This is a genomic window from Pseudoalteromonas sp. S4492, assembly GCF_005886115.1.
Classification (GTDB): domain Bacteria; phylum Pseudomonadota; class Gammaproteobacteria; order Enterobacterales; family Alteromonadaceae; genus Pseudoalteromonas; species Pseudoalteromonas gelatinilytica.
Genome location: NZ_PNCP01000227.1, coordinates 1 through 445, shown reverse-complemented (window position 1 = coordinate 445; position 445 = coordinate 1). Strand labels below are relative to the sequence as shown.

Annotated in this window: 1 protein-coding gene; it reads left to right on the top strand. The window is 49.2% G+C overall.

What is annotated here, in order from left to right; translation table 11 throughout:
• The coding region (locus tag CWC28_RS22105; RefSeq protein ID WP_502704940.1) for a transposase family protein at positions 1-445 on the top strand (445 nt) is incomplete at both ends.

Here is a 445-nt window from a genome sequence, read left to right as displayed (position 1 = left end):
ATTCTGCTACGAGCAGCTGGGGAAGTTGATTCTCCATTGGCTAAAGCTGGAACGCTATACCCTCTGCATGGATCGGACCTACTGGCAGTATGGAAGCAAACACGTCAATTATCTGGTGGTCTCTGTCGCCTGGCAAGGTGCTTCTATTCCGCTGGTCTGGATTTGCCTGACAAAAAATGGGGGTAACTCAAATGCCAGAGAGCGAATAGAACTCATGGAGAAGGTTCTCAAGCTGATTCCTGCAGACAAAATTGACGGCCTTCTGGCTGATCGTGAGTTTATCGGCCACGACTGGTTTGAGTGGTTGGAGCAGCAAGGAATTTTGTGTCGACTCAGGATTCGCTGCAATATCCCGGTTCTGGGTAAAAACGGCAAAGATATACCGGCCAGCCATCTGTTCAGGAATATCAAGCTCAACCAAAGCATCACTTGGCACAGTAAGCGC